The organism is Pseudoneobacillus rhizosphaerae, assembly GCF_917563885.1.
Lineage (GTDB): Bacteria > Bacillota > Bacilli > Bacillales > Cytobacillaceae > Pseudoneobacillus > Pseudoneobacillus rhizosphaerae.
Genome location: NZ_CAKJTG010000007.1, coordinates 117,052 through 136,059, shown reverse-complemented (window position 1 = coordinate 136,059; position 19,008 = coordinate 117,052). Strand labels below are relative to the sequence as shown.

Annotated in this window: 13 protein-coding genes; 9 read left to right on the top strand and 4 right to left on the bottom strand. The window is 37.4% G+C overall.

Going from position 1 to position 19,008, the window contains the following annotated elements:
* The first annotated feature begins 76 nt into the window (after positions 1–76).
* Positions 77–2,518, top strand: coding sequence for a S8 family serine peptidase (locus LRP83_RS07675; protein WP_230496109.1), 2,442 nt, complete (start codon positions 77–79; stop codon positions 2,516–2,518).
* Between the two features lie 685 nt (positions 2,519–3,203).
* Here LRP83_RS07675 and LRP83_RS07670 read toward each other — a convergent pair.
* From LRP83_RS07670 to LRP83_RS07660, 3 genes are all read right to left on the bottom strand, one after another.
* Positions 3,204–3,395, bottom strand: coding sequence for a hypothetical protein (locus tag LRP83_RS07670; protein ID WP_230496108.1), 192 nt, complete (start codon positions 3,393–3,395; stop codon positions 3,204–3,206).
* Positions 3,396–3,597: 202 nt separating this feature from the next.
* A complete protein-coding gene (locus tag LRP83_RS07665; RefSeq protein ID WP_230496107.1) occupies positions 3,598–3,861 on the bottom strand; it encodes a hypothetical protein in 264 nt (87 codons plus the stop codon).
* 132 nt (positions 3,862–3,993) lie between these two features.
* Positions 3,994–4,677 carry a LysM peptidoglycan-binding domain-containing protein gene (locus LRP83_RS07660; RefSeq protein WP_230496106.1) on the bottom strand — a complete coding sequence of 228 codons (684 nt, stop codon included), beginning with the start codon at positions 4,675–4,677 and terminating at the stop codon, positions 3,994–3,996.
* Between the two features lie 383 nt (positions 4,678–5,060).
* Here LRP83_RS07660 and LRP83_RS07655 point away from each other — a divergent pair, with 383 nt between their 5' ends.
* Both LRP83_RS07655 and LRP83_RS07650 read left to right on the top strand, forming a co-directional pair.
* Positions 5,061–5,735, top strand: a complete 675-nt coding sequence (locus LRP83_RS07655) for a metal-dependent hydrolase (protein ID WP_230496105.1) — start codon at positions 5,061–5,063, stop codon at positions 5,733–5,735.
* Positions 5,736–6,060: 325 nt separating this feature from the next.
* Complete coding sequence (locus LRP83_RS07650) at positions 6,061–7,890, top strand: M6 family metalloprotease domain-containing protein (protein ID WP_230496104.1); 1,830 nt, start codon at positions 6,061–6,063, stop codon at positions 7,888–7,890.
* 334 nt (positions 7,891–8,224) lie between these two features.
* Here the strand turns inward: LRP83_RS07650 and LRP83_RS07645 are convergent, their stop codons facing one another.
* Entirely contained in the window at positions 8,225–9,985 is a 1,761-nt protein-coding gene (locus LRP83_RS07645; protein ID WP_230496103.1) for a methyl-accepting chemotaxis protein, read from the bottom strand.
* A gap of 425 nt (positions 9,986–10,410) precedes the next feature.
* On the opposite strand from LRP83_RS07645, the gene LRP83_RS07640 reads away from it, so the two are divergent.
* Genes LRP83_RS07640 through LRP83_RS07615 form a run of 6 tightly spaced genes read left to right on the top strand, consistent with a single transcriptional unit; the run spans position 10,411 to position 18,939 of the window.
* A complete protein-coding gene (locus LRP83_RS07640) occupies positions 10,411–11,763 on the top strand; it encodes a dynamin family protein (RefSeq protein ID WP_230496102.1) in 1,353 nt (450 codons plus the stop codon).
* Positions 11,760–14,054 (top strand): dynamin family protein, encoded by a 2,295-nt coding sequence (locus LRP83_RS07635; protein ID WP_230496101.1) that lies wholly within the window; start codon positions 11,760–11,762, stop codon positions 14,052–14,054. The genes LRP83_RS07640 and LRP83_RS07635 overlap by 4 nt, the downstream gene beginning before the upstream one ends.
* 16 nt (positions 14,055–14,070) lie before the next feature.
* Positions 14,071–14,577, top strand: coding sequence for a hypothetical protein (locus tag LRP83_RS07630; protein ID WP_230496100.1), 507 nt, complete (start codon positions 14,071–14,073; stop codon positions 14,575–14,577).
* A gap of 1 nt (position 14,578) precedes the next feature.
* Positions 14,579–17,842, top strand: a complete 3,264-nt coding sequence (locus LRP83_RS07625) for an ATP-binding protein (protein WP_230496099.1) — start codon at positions 14,579–14,581, stop codon at positions 17,840–17,842.
* On the top strand, positions 17,839–18,501 hold the full coding sequence (locus LRP83_RS07620) for an HNH endonuclease (protein WP_230496098.1): 663 nt from the start codon (positions 17,839–17,841) through the stop codon (positions 18,499–18,501). The genes LRP83_RS07625 and LRP83_RS07620 overlap by 4 nt, the downstream gene beginning before the upstream one ends.
* A gap of 18 nt (positions 18,502–18,519) precedes the next feature.
* On the top strand, positions 18,520–18,939 hold the full coding sequence (locus LRP83_RS07615; protein ID WP_230496097.1) for an SMI1/KNR4 family protein: 420 nt from the start codon (positions 18,520–18,522) through the stop codon (positions 18,937–18,939).
* Positions 18,940–19,008 lie beyond the last annotated feature (69 nt).

Here is a 19,008-nt window from a genome sequence, read left to right as displayed (position 1 = left end):
TGTGTGCGTAGGTATAGGAGGGGTGTCTTTTTAATAACACACAAAATAAAACAGACTAAGGGGTTGTTGGGTAAAAATGCAAAAAAAGTTATTTAAGTCTATGATTATGTCTTCCGCACTTTTAGTATCTTTAGCACCATTTGGAACGGGGGTAGGTGCAAACAACACAGCAAATAATGTGGCAACTGCACAGCTCGCTGAATTATTTGGTGATTATAACTTATCATCCTCTCAAATGACCTCAGTCATCGTAGAATTAAAAGAACAATCCATTGTTGAGGCGAAGCACAAAGGGAAAAACCAAACAAAAGCTAATCTTACAAAGGCACGTAACCAAGTAAAAGCTGACCTTAATAAAGCAGTAAAAGCTGCAAAAGTAAACCGCGAATATGATTATGTATTTTCCGGTTTCTCTGTTGAACTACCTGCTAATCAAATTCCTGCACTTCTTGCTTTACCAGGAGTGAAAGCTGTATATCCTAACCTTACATATACGGTAGATAGCGTTGGTGAAGGGGAAGTCATACCAGAAGAGGCATATAGCCCAGAAATGTTCGCAAGTGCTCCACATATTGGTGCAAATGCCGCTTGGAGTGCTGGGGTAACAGGAAAAGGTGTTAAAGTAGCGGTTATTGATACTGGTGCAGACTATACCCACCCTGATTTAGCACATGCCTTTGGAAGTTATAAAGGCTGGGACTTCGTTGATAACGATGCAGACCCACAAGAAACACCTAAAAATGATCCGAGAGGTGCCTCAACAGATCACGGTTCTCACGTATCAGGTACAGTTGCTGCTAACGGTACAATTAAAGGTGTTGCCCCAGAGGCATCATTACTTGCTTACCGTGTATTAGGACCTGGTGGAAGCGGATCAACTGAAAATGTTGTTGCCGGTGTGGAAAGAGCTGTTCAAGATGGTGCGGATGTTATGAACCTATCATTAGGTAATTCATTAAATGCACCTGACTGGGCGACAAGTATTGCCTTAGACTGGGCAATGTCTGAAGGCGTTGTTGCGGTTACCTCTAATGGTAACAGTGGTCCTAATAACTGGACTGTAGGTTCACCGGGTACTTCCCGTCAAGCAATTTCCGTTGGTGCAACTCAGTTACCATATAACTTATATAATTCAGTGATTTCTACAACAGAAGGAGTTTCTTATCCATCTGCAAAAGTTCAAGGATTCCCATCAGACGCTGAACTATTGGCTTTAAATGGAAAAGAGTTTGAATTTGTTCATGTTGAGATGGGTGCTCCTGCAGACTTTGTAGGGAAAAATCTAGCTGGAAAAATAGCTCTAATTAGCCGTGGAGCAGGAATAGCATTTGTTGACAAAGCTTCTGCTGCAAAAGCTGCAGGCGCAGTTGGTGCGATTATTTACAATAACGTTGCTGGCGAACATGCTGATGTTCCTGGTATAGCTGTTCCAACCATTAAAACGACATTAGAAGACGGGCAAAAGCTTCTCGCTGAATTAGAAAAAGGAAACAACAAAGTTTCATTTAATATTACACACTCACAACGTGTTGGTGAAGCAATGGCAAGCTTCTCATCTCGTGGTCCTGCTTTTGGAACCTGGATGATTAAGCCAGATGTGTCTGCACCTGGTGTAAATATCACTAGTACGATTCCAACACATAATGCAACGAACCCTCATGGCTATGGCTCAAAACAAGGAACAAGTATGGCATCTCCACACGTAGCTGGTGCTGCAGCATTATTATTACAAGCTCATCCAAGCTGGAATGTGGATGATGTTAAAGCAGCACTAATGAATACGGCTGAAAAATTAACGGATCCAGCAACTGGCAAAGCATATCCTCATAATACTCAAGGTGCTGGAGGCATTCGAGTAATGGATGCGTTAAATACTAAGACACTTGCGACACCTGGTAGCCATTCATTTGGAACGTTTTATAAAGATAAAGGTAAACAAGTAGAAAAACAACAATTTACGATTAAGAACCTTTCTTCAGAACGTCAAACGTATACATTTGATGTTAATTTTGGCGAAAACTCTAATGCAATAAAAGTATTAGCTAGCAACAATCTTCGTGTAAATGCTGGTCAGTCACAACAAGTGAACTTAAATGTCCAGGTAGATGCTGGACAGCTTGCACCAGGCTATTATGAAGGTACAATTGTTATAAGTAATGGGACAGAAACGTTTGATCTTCCAACCATTCTTTTTGTAAAAGAACCAAATTATCCTCGTGTAACGAGCGTTGGAGTGTCACAAGAAAGCAGTGATAAGTTTTCGATTTATGGCTATTTCCCTACTGGGGCAGAGTCAGCTACTGTGTTTATCTATAGTGCTACATCAGCTGGAGCACCAGTTTCTTTCATAGGTGTCATTGATGAACTGGAAAATATCCCTTCAGGATATAACGAATTCTATACATGGGATGGAACGGTAAATGGACAAAAGCTATCACCTGGATATTACAATGTTTATGTGAACGCAACAAATAAGGGTGTAACAACTCAAGCCGGTGGTAACTTCCAAATTAAATAAATTTTTTAAAAAGAGGTCACAGTTCAATGAACTGTGATCCTTTTTTGCTACCTCAGTGCCAAAATATTAAAAGTTCTATCCAGATAAGAGTTTGCTCCCGAAAAATTCTTTCACTAAGCAACAAAATACTTTAATAATAATAATCAAGTCGGGAAGATAAATCTATCGTCATAATCCAATTATGGTTAGTAGTTGGATTAGAAACTTTATTCGATTAAAGTGGCACCAACGGACAGCTAGAAGGACCAAATGTTCCGAGCCAGCTCCAGTGCCTAGAACAAACTCTATACCGGGAGTGGTTAGTGATCAAGCAGATCTTACACATGGTTTACATAAGAAGTGGGAGGAAGGGTTAGTTTTAATAATGATGTGCTAGGGAGGCTTTTAAAGTTTTCGAAGGTAAAAAGAGCAATCGTTGATGTAAGGAAGTCGAAGGGCGAAGTTTCCTTCTTCATGTCAGTCCAAACATTGAAACAGTAGATTGAAAAGGAAATTGAACTTGCCTGCGAAAACAACCCAGGCCAATGTCATTCTTTTACCACAGGCTACAAAACTTAATATAATTAACTTGAAAAATGCAAATTGTTGGTTCGAGACCACTAGAAAACTCTAATTTTTTGTGAAAACCCCACTGTTTCAGTGATCTCGGACCGTCCCGATACTTTAAGTGCTTCTAAAAAGTAATTCAGTTTTGACTTTTATCCTCTTCCCCGCCATTAAAATGTTCATTTATATAAGGGTTTTCTTTAGGAGCGAAATTTACTGAAAGTAGACTGGTTTCAGGATCAAGTGCATATAATCCCTTTTCCAGCCGATTCATTTGCTCCCCACTTTTAAATTGAGGCTCTTTCTCATCATTGTTTTCCCTTAGGTTCATCTAATCACTCCTACAATTATGTAGGTTTAATATTTCCTATTTTGGCTCAATCATCCAAGTAGGAATTTCTGCGCCACTATAGGGATAGGATTATCATGAAATGATTGTAATGGGCTAGGCTACCTACTAGGTAAATTAGGTATGTTGCCGAAGAGAAGGCTTGGAGTACAAGCCTTTTCTCCAAACAAAACGCTATTAAGCTTCACCCGATTGTTTTCATCCACTGACTAACTGAGTTTCGAAAATATAAAAATTCTAAAATGTCTCTGGCCGCTTTCTGTGCTTTAGGAGAGAAGGGTCTAACAATCCAATTCCCTTCCCACTTGGCGATGATGGATCCTGAATGGTCTTTTATTATTAGGGATAATACATTTTTTTCATAATTGGAAGTAAAGGTATAGGAATCTCCCCATCTTCCTGAAACTAAATAATTCTTATCACAAATATCTAGACTATACATAACCAATTACTACACCCCCGGATTAGTAATGTGAATTTAAAACTGTTTATATGTTATTAATATTCACTTTGTAATCAAGGTGGCTAATTCATTTCCTACAAACTGGTGACAATTAAAGCAGGGGGTGTTTTTTGTATCTTAAAATTTTGCCGTCGATAAGATATCAATCATATACGGTGTGATACCTTCTGATGCTTCTTTATTAGCAAAGTGGATTGTAAACTTAACCAATTTGCCGTCTACCTTTTTAACAACTAGATTTTGAGATACTTTACTATTAGAAGCATGCAAGAAAAATACCGCGCCCTTATAAAATGGATGTGCTTGAGTTGGATTCATCACTTGGACTTTCCCAGTTGCTTTGAGGTATTCAGTCGCCTCTTTTTTTACTAGATTCATGTTTGCCTTACTATCTAGAACTTCGATTCGGGCAAAGTAAGTCGTGTCTTTTTGGTATAAAAGAATACTCTTACCAGGTTCCTCTTGCTCTAATGCAAAACCTTTTTGTAGTTTGAGAGACAGTTTGCCTGATGTAGCAACGGTTGGTACTTTTAATTTTTTCCCGCTAATAATCTTGTCAGACTTAAGATTATTCAATTTCTTTAAATTGGCAACAGTCGTTTTGTACTTTTTAGCTAAGCTATAAAGGGTATCGCCTTTTTTGATTGTAATCAGCTTATAATCTTCACTCGCCAACGTATACATAACAGATTTTTCATTGGTTGGCAAAGTTTGAGCATCTGTGTGAAAGGGTCCGAAACCAAATGAAAGGCCAAAAGTTAACGCTGTTAAAGTAATAAAGTTCTTATTTGCTTTTCTCATTCTAAACACCTCAGTTAAAAGTATAAGATTGCCTGTGGAAAACCGAAATTGATACATGTATAATACTGGAATTAATCTTATCTAAGCGATTAGACGGAGAAGTTGGTATTTAGTTACAAATTATTTACTAATAAATTGGCGTAGATAATCTTCGGCTTTATACTACATCTGAGCCTAATCCTTTGCCGTGCTAAACGGTAGATTTTTTTTATGTTCGCTCAACATTGTTGAGATCATGATATCCTTGTTATCACATCTTATCTCCCTAAGAGATAGATCATATTGTATAATGCCATTGTGCCTTTTGGAGGTGTTTTTAGTTTTTAGTAAGAGTTTAATAGAAAAATTGGAGAATTATCCGATGTAAGAAAAGAGGGGAAGTTGTGAAAGGACATACACATTTAGCGGTGGGTCTAGGGATTGGGGTTATAGCTTCATTTAATCAACCGCCTGAACATATACCGATTTTATTGGTTACAACGGGAATAGCTTCTCTGGCTGCTGACCTTGATGGGAACAATCTATTAAATAGACGTGTCACAAAAACAGCTAAACAGTTTAAAGAAGTAGGTCTTGTTATTGCAATTGCCTTCATGATATTGTCTGTCGTTTCTACTTTTTTAGACGAAAATTCATTACCATTTTTAACAGGAAAATGGTTTACTCTTCAAAATAAACTTCTATTATTTGGTGTCGGTGCCGTAGTCTTAGGATTTTCGCTTAGAAGTCAGGAAACCTTAAAAAATATCTTAATGAGCGTAATTGGTTTAGTTCTGATTTATTATTCTGTATCAAATGAGATTGGGTGGTTAGTGATGTTTGCCTTCTTTATCGGGGGAGCGGGATGGTTTTCTCACCGCGGGGCTACTCATACCATATGGGCATTATTTTATTGGGTAGGAATGTCCTACTTATTAGAAAAAAGTACAGGAATAAGTGGAATAGCCTTGGTCTCTTCGCTTGCTTATATGTCTCATGTTATTGGAGATATGTATACCAAACAGGGTGTTAAATTCCTTCGGCCGATAACCAGTAAAGTGTTTAGAATAAGATTGTAAGATAAGTCAAGTGTCAACCTACACCCTGGAGGTAGAGGTTGTAGGGGAGAAGTGATACCATCACTTCTCTTTATTGATATTATTGGTAACTATCAGCCTCTAATAGAACCTTTCTACAAGCATTGACAATAGGACCCAAGAAGATAAGACAAAATTGGTGGTATATGTTAATTTATATGTCGCTATAAATAGAATGTTAGAATTAAATATCATAATGAAAAAAGAATGAGAAATGAGTTGTAGAAACATGTAGGACGATTTAACTATTTATTATCAGACTAGTCTGATATATTTAGTTCGTATTAAATATAAAGGAGTGGTGTTCTTGTTAAAAGTTTTATCAAAAACAGGTTTATCTCTTGCTTTAGTTGGTAGCATTGCGCTAGCAGGCTTTCAACAAAGTGGGGTCCCCGCAAATGAAACTAGCAAATATGACTTTAGTCTAGCTCATTATGTAGGCGCATCTCCGGAATTAGCTGAAAAGGCGAAAGAGTTAGGGGCAGATGTCTCAAAAGCCGATCCAGCTGAAAAAATAGCCAACCATGGAGCAAAGTTCCAGCAGGCTGGTGATAATCATGTTGTTTATAGATCGGCTACTGGTGATGTACCGGTACTAGTATTATTAGCTAAGTATAAAGACGGTGATCAACCAGTTGGGGATATGGAAGGTCAAGTTCCAGCTAAGTATTACGAGGATTTAATTTTTGGAACGGAATATAATCCTTATGAATTAGATCAATTTAAGCAATATGATGGTCCAAACGTACCGAAAGACCGTACGATGCAAAACGCTTATAAGGAATCAAGTAATGATAGAATCAATCTAGTCCGCAAAGAAAATACTGAATTTGTTTGGGTTGAGTTACCAAAAGGTGCTTCCTACTATTTAGATCAAAAAGGAACATATGCTGAAAACGGTACATATGTGCTTGGAAATGTTAACGGTGACGCTCACACTGGTGAATTTATCCGAGACCTTTTAAAGGCTGCAGACGACCAAGTTGATTTCTCAAAATATGCTGAAAATGGAGAAGTCCCTAATATATTCGTTATTCATGAAGGGACAGGTGCTGAGTTTAGCCAAGATCCTGCTCAATTCTGGTCACATAAGTGGAGTCTATTAAGTGCATTGTACTATGGTAAATACTATGAAACTGGTAAACCAGCCGATGTACATGCTGGAATGAGCCAAGGCGCTTGGATTAACAAGACGGTTGCTGAGGATATGACATATGACGGAGTGCTTGTAAACAATTACAACATCCAGCCTGGTATAGGTGGAAACGTTGCAGGTTATAATCTTGCAACAGGTGGCTATGAGGACTCTTTAAAACAAGGTCCATACCCAGCTCAAACGGGTGTTTATGCCCATGAATTTGGTCATGCTCTTGGCTTACCAGATTTCTATGATACTGTTTATACATCTGAGGGAGTTGGAAACTACTCGATGATGGCAGGTGGTTCTTGGATGCGTTATCCAAATGCACCAGCGTACTCTGGAAACTCACCAACTCACTTTGATCCATTCTCCAAGATTTTCTTAGGATGGGCGGAACCAATTGAAGTAACACCTGCAAGTGGTATACAAAAAATTACCTTACCTGCTATTAATAAAGCGGGTGCGGATAACGGTATTGTTAAGCTGGAAGTACCTGGATCAAACGGTACTGAATATTTCTTATTTGAAAATATCCAACAAGATGGCTTTAACAAAGGTCTAATTCGTCAAGGAGTAGATTCAAAAGGCTTAGTTGCTTGGCATGTGGATGAAAATATCATCAAACTATATCAAACAGCAGGCTTCCGTCCGAATAATGTTGAGAACTGGATGAATAAGCGATTCCAATATAATCAATCTGCAGTTGCAGCGGATGGTACAGTTGTAACGCACTATGGACTTTCTGTTCTTCAAGCTGATGGAAACTATGATTTAGAGAAGTACGTAAACCGTGGGGATTCTGGTGACTTCTTCAAAGCTGGAGACAAGTTAACACCTAATTCAGGTAATGTTCATACTGGTTCGTACTATTTCTGGAAAGGTAATGGGGCAACTCCAGCAGATTCTGGAATTCATGTAACCGACATCGCGGAAAATGCGGATGGATCAATTACAGCTAAATTCTACTATAGTACTAACGAAGGTAAGAAGAAATAATTAAACAACATATAAATGATTGATACCAAGGTAGTGATTAGTCCGTAAATAAAAAACACCCTTTTCTTAAAGATATTTTAGGGAAAGGGTGTTTTTTTTAGAGGCTTGAGTGAATCATTTTTTTATACATTCATATACTATACAATTTATAAACTATAATAATATTTTATTTGGTCATATAGTTCTCATGAGCCGAAAAGCAGCCAAAGGAGAGGACAACAATAGAAAAAAGCCCAACTAGAACCATAGCCTAGCTGGGCTTTTTTTGTTCAAAACGTATGGTTGAGACGTTAGTACCGTCCCTATGTTTTTAGCAGAATGTCCCCATGTTCCACTATATCTTAAACTTAGCCACAAGTTTCTGAAGTTGCTCAGCCAATTCAGATAGGTTTTGGGATGCTGATGATACTTGTTGGATGCTTGCTGCATTTTCTTCAGTCCCTGAGCTGATTTCTAAGGATGCTGCTGCGCTCGTTTCAGCGATAAGCTGAACGTTGTCGATCGTTTGGATGATTTGGATACTTAATTGATTTAGTTCTTCAATAGAGCTGGACACTTCTTCAACTCTTATTGTCACAACCTCAATCGAATTTTCGATTTGCGAGAATGCTCCTTGGGCATCCTGCGTAAACGCTAAACCTTTATCGACTTCCTGATTCTGGCTATCCATTGATTCAACAGCCTGATTTGTCTCCTTTTGAATGAGGCTAATCATATTGGTAATTTCCTTAGCTGAAGTTCTCGTTTGCTCTGCCAGCTTACGAACTTCATCGGCAACAACAGCGAATCCTCTACCATGTTCACCTGCACGTGCAGCTTCAATCGCAGCATTTAATGATAATAGATTCGTTTGATCGGCGATTTGGGTAATAAAATCTACAACCTCATGAATTTCCTTCGAACGATTACCTAGCGAAAGAATCACACCTGTTGTTTGCTCAACCGAAGCATTGATTTTTTTCATCTGGTCGACAACTTGCTGGATGGACTCCCCACCATCTTTCGTGAGCCCATTTGCTGTTTCACTTGATTGCAGCATGTCCTCAGCATTTTGCGAGATTTGCGTGATTCCCTTGGCCATTTGGCTCATAGACTGATGTACCTCACCAAATTCATGCAGCTGTTTCTCCATTCCATCTGAAGTTTGGCGGACCATTTTTGAAATCTCTTCAATGGCAGAACTACTTTCCTTAGCCGTTACACTTAACTCTCCACTGCTTGTAGCAACTGAGCTCGCCGATTCCCGAACCTCACCAACCACAGCTAGCAAATCAGCTGTCATATGATTGAACGCATCACCAAGCTCTCGGGTTTCATCTTTTGAGCGAACCACTACCTTCTCTACTGTTAGGTCACCTGCAGCAACCTTTTTCATGGCTTCAGCAACTGCTTTCACTGGTCCAACAATTTGGTTGCTATTCCATATAGCAATAGCTATTCCTAAAATTAAAGCAACGATAATGGAGATAAGGACGGTCCATTGTACAACCATGACTTCTGCGGTTGTGTCTTCGATTCCTTTATCCATCTGACTCACTTGGTAAGCAACTAAATCATCCACTACCATCATGAACTGTGCTTCAGAATCACTTGCACTAGTGCTCATTAGATTAATATAACCTTCTGTATCATTCGCCATTTTTAAATCCATGGATTCTTTAATGACTGCTTGATAATTTTCATAAGCCGTTTGAAGATCCTTCATCAATCGTTTTTCTTTAGGTTGTGTATTTACCTCAAGTAACTCGGCATAAGTGGTTTCAAAAACCATAAATGAATTTTCATATTGAAGTAAATATTCTTGGTCTTCAGAGATTAAATAACCACGGCTTGCAAGGGTCTGATTGGCCACCTCTTGCTTGAGATCCTTCACAGCAAGTAAAGTGGATACTCTTTCTTCTATTAACTGCTTATAATGCTCATTAACCTTTAATAACTGAAAACCCGCAGAGCCACCAACTAGTAACATTAATAATAAAACAACACTGAAACCACCTAATAACTTTTTCCTAATCGTCAATTTCATATTACTTTTAGGAGTTTTAGTAGTATTCGTCTTTTCTTTTTTCTTAAAATTAAACTTCTTCCATTTCATGATGACTTTATCCTCCCTAATCAAGTAAATATTAATATCAAACACTTAAACATTTTCCAGCTTGTAAAAAGTTCAAATTTTGTCGAAGATTATCATAGTAGTAGTTTATCATTTTTCGTAATTAAAAAATTGTAATATTCAAAATGTTAGATTTCAAATTAAGAAAGATAGAATTGAAAGAAGAACTTTAGATTTTTTTTAGAAAAGGAAAGAGGAATGTGGGCAGTTCTCGTGCTTCATTCAGTGTCTTTTGAGCTAAGTAGTTAGAAGTGAAGTGAATCACGAGAACAGTCAATGCTATCCCCATGTTCTTCCTTCAAAAACTTACAAAAGCAACAAAAATTTTACAATATTCGACAAAATTCATTTTTTGTATAGTAGTATAATGTTAGATAGTTCGTATTACTAAATATAGGAGTGTTGAGATGGATTTTGAAGTTGATTTGTTATCCGTTTCGCATTTTCTAGAAAAGCATCCAGTCCTTCTAGAAAAAGTCGAATATAAGGTGAGGTACTTAAACGTATTAGAGTATTTTGTTAGAAAATATAGCGATAATCAATTTTCAAAAGCGATGTTAGCAAACTACAAAGTTGCTTTTCTTGGTAAGGATATTGAACAGTATACATATAGAGAACAAGAAATAAAGAGAAAAGCAAAAGGTGTTACGGGAATAAAGTTTAAAGGCTTTAAGCTTTTTACATACCGCTATTCGCTAGTCTGTGACACATTTTTTATTAATTGTTTTAGGGAATCTTTGAAAGCTACCACATTACTCAATGAGATTAAAACCATTATCAATAAGCACTATCACAAGAAGCTTGAGGGATTATTTTCTGTACTTTATCAAGATAAGCCCCTCATGAATGGTTTGGATCAAGTAACTTATCAAGTAGAATCTTGGAAGCAAAATCAAACGTATGTAAATCAGAAGCCAAAAAAAATACTGATAACGGCTACGATGAGCGCGGGTAAATCAACCCTTATTAATGCTTTAGTTGGCAGAACTGTCACGCGAACGATGAATGATGCTTGTACAGCAAAGTTGCATTACATTTTTGACAAGGCATTTGAGGATGGTTTTACATATGGTTTCGATAAAAATTTAAATTTGAACGCTAATGAGACTACACTCTTACAAGATGATCGTGATAACAAAGATATAAAAAAGTATGTTTCAACTTCCTTCAGGCAATTGGTAGAAAGACAATCTCGGTTATGTATTATTGATAGTCCCGGGATTAATTCATCTCTAAACAAAGATCATACCAAGATATCTGAAGAAACAATTGTGAAAGAAAATTACGACAAGGTACTATATGTAATTAATGCAGAGAACATGGGGACAACAGACGATCTTAAATATCTTCGTTTTATTTGTGAAACCGTGGAAGAAGATAAGCTGATTTTTGTAATAAATAAACTGGATCGCTTTAGGATTCCACAGGATTCTATCGAAGAAAGTATAGGTCATTTAAAGGAAGACCTTACGAAACTAGGAATAAAGGAGCCTCTCATTTGTCCGGTCTCCTCCTATGCGGGGGTCTTAGCTAAAAAAAAGCTATTTGATGTGGCGCTTGATGAAGATGAGACAGATGATTATCTTTTTTTGAAAAATAAATTTAGTAAAGAGGAATATAACCTGTCCCAATTCTACTCAAAAGATGTTATTAGAAAGCTGAATAAAACCAAAGGAAAATCTCCAGACATTGAGCTATTAAAAAACAGTGGCTTATTATGTTTAGAACAAATTATTTCACAAGGAGCTACGAACGAATGAGAGAAATATTTATTAAATACAATCCTTATAAAGTGGAAACAAATATTTTAATAGATGGTAAGCCTGTAAAAGCTAATAGTGCCTTACAAGTAGATGATCGTAGGCTACAAGAATGGATAGAGGAATTACCGCAAATTTTAGTAGATGAGTGTAACACCAAAAGCTTCAAGGTCAAATTTCATGGAACGATTTTAGATTATGAAGATTTAGTATCAGTTGCAAGAGAAGCTAAGGAAAAGGGCATTCAAATAACATGTGAGCATATCCCAGCTAAAGAAGTAAAAGACAAAGAAAAGGCGATTGAACAGATTTTCCACGATATTCAAAATGGGCCTTTTGAGGAATTGAAGCAACCAGATGTAAAGCGCGCATTTGAAATGGCAGCTAGCAGTGACTTTGAAGTGAATGTCGTCGCTACTATGAGTGCCGGTAAATCTACTTTGATTAATGCTCTTCTTAGAAAAAAGATGATGCCTGCGAAGCAAGAAGCATGTACGGCTACGATAACAAAGATAAAAGATAAGGATCTAGATACCTTTAGAGCTACAGCCTACGACCAAAATGGTAACTTGCTTGTTGCTCATCCTGAGCTTACTTTTTCTATGATGGAGAGTTTAAATGGTAATCCAGCTGTTTCTACTGTTCAAGTGGATGGGGATATTCCTTTTGTCTCATCTGATGATATTTCCTTAGTACTAGTTGATACACCAGGGCCCAATAATTCAAGAGACCCGGAGCATAAAGCGGCAACCTATCGTATGTTATCAGAATCCTCTAAGACGGTTGTTTTATATATCTTAAATGCAACTCAATTAGCGGTAAATGATGATAATGATCTATTGAACCATGTAGCTGATAGTATGCGAGTAGGTGGAAAGCAATCTAAAGATCGATTTGTTTTTGTGGTCAATAAACTGGATGATTTCAAACAGGGTGAGGACAGCGTTGGCCAATCAATTGAAAAGGTGCGCAAATACTTAGAAGATAAAGGAATCAAAAATCCTAATATTTATCCAGCAGCAGCACTGCCGGCATTAGATATTAGAACTTCTTTAAAGGATGTAGACTTAAAGAATATTAATCTAATGGATGACGATATTGACCCTAATATATTGGAAGCTATTATGAAGATAAGAAAATTAAATCGAAACCAAGAATTACACTTAGAAACCTATGCACCATTAACACCAAGTATTCGTGGTGAAATTACATCAGAATTAGCAGCAGCTAAGGAGTCAAAGGATCAAATTACAGAGGCTCTTATTCATACCGGTATTATCCCAATTGAATCTGCCATTCGCATGTACGTTGCCAAGTATGCAAAAACAGCAAAAATAAAAAATATTGTTGACACTTTCTCGAAAAAACTTGAAAGTGCAAAATCATTTGAGAATACGAAACAGGAAATCGTCTCTAATCAAAATAAACAAAAAGAGATATTAGAACAAATCAATTCAATCAAATCCAAATTAAAAAGTGGAGAAGAAGCAAAGAAGTTTAAGGCGATGGTTGATGCTATTAATTATGATAAGGAAATTGCTACGATTGCAGATTCTATTTTAAAGGAAGCCCAAAAGAAAATAACGTCCCAAACCTCTAATTTAGAATCGAAACTAACACGTAGAGATGCTGAGAGTTTGTGCCAATTATTTGTAAAGTTTACCGAGAGTCTTCAGGCAGAAATTCAAATTAAACTTGAAAATGTTATTACCAATCATGTAGAAAAAAGTGCACAAGATTTGCTTAACCAATACAAACAAAAAATCTCAAAGTTGGCCCATGATGTAAAGATTGGTGCAGTGGAATTAAACCCATTTGAGATTTTAGATGGGGAAATGGATGGCCTTTCTCAATTAACAAACCTTGTAGGCACTCTTACTAAAACAGAAAAAGTAAAGGTCGGAGAGGAATGGGTAGCAAATTCAAGTAAAGCGTGGTATAAGCCATGGACATGGTTCCAGGAGTCAGGCGAATATAAAGATGTTTATGAAAAGAAGGAATACGTTGATAGTTCCGAACTGACTCAGAAATTCTTTGCCCCTATTCAAAAGCAATTATTTAATAACCGTGATAGCGCAGTAGATTATGCAAAGAAACAAAGCAGTCAAATAAAGAAAGCCTTTAGTAAGAAGTTTGTTGAGCTTGATGAGGTTCTAGATAAAAAATTAGAAGAATTAGAAGGATTTGCCACAGATAATCAAAATGTCGAGAAAATGATAAAGGAAACAAAGAGTCGTCTGGAATGGCTTGAAAACATTCAGTCACGTACACAATCTATACTTGATATCTAATTAGGAGGAACTTTTAATGGCTATTTCACTAGAATTTAGACAAGCGATTCAAGCTAATGATACAAGATTAGTTAGAATTATGCTTAAAGATAATTTAGTTATTGACCCCACATTTGTAGAATTTGACCAAATGCTTTCGATGGCTGAAAAAATAGAAGATTTATATGATCAACATGATGGGGAAGCTTTGAACTATGATGTAACTTCTTGGTCAAAGGACTATCTGAACGATCAAATGGTACAGGTTGTGTACAATTTTTCGAAGGAAAGAATTGCCCTGCTTAAGAGCATGTGCAGACAGTTATTTGGACAAAGAGCAGCGAAAATTGAAAAAGAAAGACACGGAGCAGCTCAGACAACTACTTTCAGCAGAAGACAAGTTGGGACGGGTCTAACCATAGGAGGCGTTGTAGCAACGGCTGTTGGTGTAGCTGTTGCCAAGCCAATTGTTATCGTTGCTGGTGTAGCAGCGGTAGTCGTAGGCGGTACATGTATACTTACGGATATGGAGGGCAATAGATAACATGAATGAAATGAATGAATATCAGCAGAATAATCCTACGCCTGTTCCGAAATACAACCAACTGGATATTCAGTTTCAAGATGCGTTAAAAGTAGTTGATGATATTGTATTAAAGAATTATATTACTAAACTTAGAGATTTGGAAATTGTGCCTCTTGATGAGGAAGTGCTAGAATCCAATATCGCTGAGAATGTACGGTTTTTCAAAATTAATGAAATGGTCTATGAAAAAGATGAATATTCTACCTATAAATTCGCGAGTGTTTTTAACGCACTCGCGACTACAAATTGTGCTGTTTTTATCATTATTGATAGTAATGGCGAGAAAACAGATTTCTATATGGGGATTCGATCGCTTGATTCAGAACGAACAACGAACTCTCTTAAAGATACACTGAAAAATGCAATATCAGGCCAATTTCCCGGAATAAAAACACAGGATTTCTTTGCGGATGAAATGCAGCAGGTGTTAAGAAATATTAAAGGAACTAGCATCTCTGCTGTGTCCTGTGTAGCAAATAGTAGGGATGAAGAAAATAAAGCTAATAAATCGTTTATTCAAGGGTTAGAGAAGCTTGCTTTGTCTATGCAGGGTGAACGCTATACAGGGATTATTGTCGCGAACGGTTCAACACATGAACAATTATTGGATACTCGTAAAAACTATGAAAAGATATATACTCAGTTATCACCGTTTGCAACCTCTCAGGTTAATTACTCTAGCAATAGTACGATGAATTTATCTAAGGCTTTTACAGAAGGGGCTACGAAAGGAACATCCTATACACAAAACGAGTCTTCTTCGAATAGTTCGACACAATCAACAAATGAATCTACTAGCCATTCGGTTTCTGAAGAAAATTTTGCAGGGAAAGCAACGAAGGGGTTGGCGTCTGCTGTTGGTATTGTAGGAGCTGCACTAGCACCTGTTACGGGTGGTGCAAGTCTGGTTGCTGGAGGGGTTATATCAGGTGGCTTAGGTTTACTTGGAATGGCTATTCAAAAAACAGAAACAGAATCCACTTCTACAAGTAAGTCATTTAGTGATACGAACTCTCAAACTCGTGGAGAGAGTTTTGGTGAAAATGAAAGTAAAAACCAGGCTACTACCGATACTAAAGGATTAGCTTCTGGGACATCCCAAGCTATTACTCTAACGATTCAAGATAAAACGATCGTTAACACTTTAGAACGTATCGATGTACAGCTAGAACGATTAAAGGAATTTGAAAGTTTAGGGATGTGGGAGTGTGCTGCCTATTTCTTGTCCGATAATCCTTACGGCGCGGAGATTGCGGCTTCTACCTATAAGGCAATAATGCGCGGTGAAAATTCTGGTGTTGAGGTTTCTGCTATTAATTCTTGGGGAAGAGTCGATGGCAAAAAAACCGACAGAATAAAAGAATATGTTACCAACTTTATCCACCCAGTTTTTTCTTATGATAGTCCTGTCGGGGGTATTCAAGTTACTCCATGTACTCTTGTAAGCGGGAATGAACTAGCCCTCCACATGGGGTTACCTCGGAGATCCGTATGTGGCTTCCCTGTCGTTGAACATGCGGATTTTGCAAAGGAAGTTGTCAGTTATGATGGTGTTAAACCTACGCATACGGTTAACTTAGGCAATGTGTACAATATGGGAAGTGATAGTGGCAATCGGGTGGCACTAAATAGAAATAGCTTATCTATGCACACCTTTATTACGGGATCAACTGGATCTGGTAAAAGTAATACCATTTATGAATTGTTGGATCAACTTGATGTTGTTGGCATTAATTTTTTAATTATCGAACCAGCAAAAGGCGAATATAAGAATATGTTTGGTCATCGAAAAGATGTCACAGTACTAGGAACAAATCCTTTGTATTCAGAGCTGCTTCGAATCAATCCGTTTAAGTTTCCGCCGTCGATACATGTCCTAGAACACATTGATCGATTAATTGAAATTTTCAATGTGTGTTGGCCGATGTATGCCGCGATGCCGGCTGTATTAAAGGATGCTGTTCTACAAGCCTATGAAGTTTGTGGTTGGGATTTACTAGAATCTAAGAATGCCATTTCGGACGACCTTTTTCCAACATTTCAAGACCTTCAGATTGAATTGATTAAGGTTATTAATAACTCAGCCTATTCTCAGGAATTAAAGAGCAATTATATTGGTGCGTTAGCTACGCGGGTTAAATCGTTAACGAATGGTTTAAATGGTCAAATCTTCTCCGCAGATGAAATTGATAATGAGATACTTTTTGATAAAAATGTCATTGTCGACTTAAGTAGGATAGGGTCTTTAGAAACGAAGTCACTTATCATGGGAATTCTTGTTATGAGGCTAAATGAGCATAGAATGTCTAACACCAAAGGGATGAATCAACCACTTAAGCATGTTACGGTGTTAGAAGAAGCTCATAATATTTTGAAGAGAACCTCTAGTGAACAAAATCCAGAAGGCTCCAATATGACTGGAAAATCAGTCGAGATGCTGTCTAATGCGATCGCAGAAATGCGAACGTATGGAGAAGGATTTATCATTTCGGATCAGTCTCCGAGTGCTGTCGATCTGTCTGCGATTCGAAATACTAATACAAAAATCATCATGAGATTACCAGATGAAACCGATCGTAGACTTGCTGGCAAATCGGCAGCCTTAAAGGATGACCAACTAGACGAAATAGCAAAATTACCAAAGGGTGTTGCGGTTGTTTATCAAAATGATTGGTTAGAGCCAGTCTTGTGTAGAATAAATAAGTTTGATGGGGAAGAAAAACCCTATGTCTTTGATCAAACAACTATACTGAGAAAAGACGACAATCTCATTTTTAAAAGTGAGCTATTAAAGCTTTTATTAATAGGTCGAAATTTAGAAAGTGTTGAGGTCGATGTTTCATTACTAAAAAACTTATTAGCAACCTCCAAGCTTTCTACAAAAAATAAAATTGGCATTCATTACTTACTAACGGAGTATTTGAAAGATAAGGAATTAACCTTATGGAATGTAGAACATTTTGATAAATTAGCGGAACTAGTGACAGAATTATTAGATTGTGAGACATTTGTTGAAAATGCGATAAAAAATGCTCCAAGCTTTACTGCACTGACTGGTCATTTGCGTGAAATGATTGTAACTCGAACTTCTGGATTAGCAGAGGATGCCATTTTAGCCATCTGCCAGTGTTTGCTAAAGGATTATTCGAAACAAGGCGAAGACAACCTTGAAATATATGCAGCATGGAAAATGGAAGTTGAAAATGGAGGTGTTCTTAGATGAACGCATTCATGCAATTTGCAGAAATGGTTATAAACGAGAATCCTCTTGCTAAATTAGCTAAAGAAATGACGAACAAGACCATGGATATTGGTGAACTAGATAAACCACTGTCAATAACGGATAACGCTGAGAAAAAAGGGACACGTCCACTTACAGAAGATGAGGCAAAGGATTTAAAAGAGAAGACAGGCTGGACCGATCAACAAATTAAAAAATGTACCATTGATCAAGATGGAGTTATTCATTATAAATGTGATAACGAAGAATTAGAAGGTAAAACGCATGAACCTTCCGGTGTCCCATATGTGAGAAAAACCATTGATATTAATGGAGTAAAAGTTGAGGTAGTGGTTCCAGAATTTGATAGTATGTATGATGTGCAGCTGCCAGATGAGCTTTCGAAGGAATCAAATCCTCGACAATTTAATGAATGTAATAAGCAGTTGAAAAATGCAATTGAAAACGACCCCGACCTTAATAGTCAGTTTTCTGATGAACAAATAGAAGACATTATGGATGGTAAAACACCTGAGGGTTATACGTGGCATCATGATGCTGAAACAGGAAAAATGCAATTGGTGGAAACAGCTAAGCATGATCGAACTCAAGGTGGAGCAGCCCATACCGGTGGAAAAGCTCTTTGGGGTGGAGGATACTAATAAAGGATGGTGATAGATATGAACAATATCAGTTGGAAAAGAGTCAAGCCCTTACAAAATAGCATCGAAGAATTTGAAAAAGAACAAGGTTTAACTATACCAAACGTGTTAAAAGAATTAATACAATTACACAATGGCGGACGCCCAAGCCCAAACATCTTTTCAACCCTGTCAGGGAAAGAAGTAGAGATGAAAGCTCTTTTATCTTATAACAAACAAGATATAGAAAATATATATAAAGTAATCGGCTACTTTAAAGAGCAATTTAACGGAAAACTCTTACCTTTCGCAACAGAACCCTCAGGCGACTACTTTTGCCTAAACCTAAATAATCTCTCAATCGTTTACTGGGAACATGAGACGAATGAAATAAGTGAGGTTGCGAAGTATGGGGACAGTGCTTACGCTTCTTTCGGATTACGAAATGATGAATCTTGAGCTTTAGTTTCCGGTAACAGACAAAATACTCGAATTTGTAGAGTGGAGGCACGAGAACTGTCCTCATGC